The sequence below is a fragment of the Pseudoalteromonas sp. RWi3 genome, from assembly GCF_054960735.1.
This window is the reverse complement of record NZ_JBHNYL010000037.1, coordinates 1-1,325: the sequence shown is the minus strand read 5'-3', so window position 1 is coordinate 1,325 and position 1,325 is coordinate 1. Positions and strand designations below refer to the sequence as shown.

The following is a 1,325-nucleotide window of genomic DNA, read 5'->3' as shown; positions in this document are numbered from 1 at the left end:
ATGCTTCCACATCTTGCCTATCAACGTTGTAGTCTTCAACGGCCCTTCAGAGACTTTAAAAGTCTAGTGAGAACTCATCTCGAGGCCTGCTTCGCGCTTAGATGCTTTCAGCGCTTATCAGTTCCGAACGTAGCTACCGGGCAATGCCATTGGCATGACAACCCGAACACCAGCGGTTCGTTCACTCCGGTCCTCTCGTACTAGGAGCAACCCCTCTCAATTCTCAAACGCCCACGGCAGATAGGGACCGAACTGTCTCACGACGTTCTAAACCCAGCTCGCGTACCACTTTAAATGGCGAACAGCCATACCCTTGGGACCGACTTCAGCCCCAGGATGTGATGAGCCGACATCGAGGTGCCAAACACCGCCGTCGATATGAACTCTTGGGCGGTATCAGCCTGTTATCCCCGGAGTACCTTTTATCCGTTGAGCGATGGCCCTTCCATTCAGAACCACCGGATCACTATGACCTACTTTCGTACCTGCTCGACGTGTCTGTCTCGCAGTTAAGCTGGCTTCTACCATTACACTAACCGTACGATGTCCGACCGTACTTAGCCAACCTTCGTGCTCCTCCGTTACTCTTTGGGAGGAGACCGCCCCAGTCAAACTACCCACCAGGCACTGTCCGTAACCCCGATTCAGGGGCCAACGTTAGAACATCAAAACTACAAGGGTGGTATTTCAAGGACGACTCCACAAAAACTAGCGTCTCTGCTTCTAAGTCTCCCACCTATCCTACACATGTAGGTTCAATGTTCAGTGCCAAGCTGTAGTAAAGGTTCACGGGGTCTTTCCGTCTAGCCGCGGGTACACAGCATCTTCACTGCGATTTCAATTTCACTGAGTCTCGGGTGGAGACAGCGTGGCCATGGTTACACCATTCGTGCAGGTCGGAACTTACCCGACAAGGAATTTCGCTACCTTAGGACCGTTATAGTTACGGCCGCCGTTTACCGGGGCTTCGATCAAGAGCTTCGTCCGAAAACTAACCCCATCAATTAACCTTCCGGCACCGGGCAGGTGTCACACCGTATACGTCATCTTGCGATTTTGCACAGTGCTGTGTTTTTAATAAACAGTCCCAGCCACCTGGTCACTGCGGCTCCAATTAGCTCAGGGAGTAAATCCCGTCACCCATCGGAGCGTACCTTCTCCCGAAGTTACGGTACGATTTTGCCTAGTTCCTTCACCCGAGTTCTCTCAAGCGCCTTAGTATTCTCTACCTGACCACCTGTGTCGGTTTGGGGTACGATTCGGTATAATCTGAAGCTTAGAGGCTTTTCCTGGAAGTATGGCATCAGCAACTTCACCACCTTAGT

1 rRNA gene is annotated in these 1,325 nt (G+C 51.7%); it reads right to left on the bottom strand.

Going from position 1 to position 1,325, the window contains the following annotated elements:
• Positions 1 to 1,325 (bottom strand): 23S ribosomal RNA (locus ACFI4Z_RS19025); the annotation flags it as partial.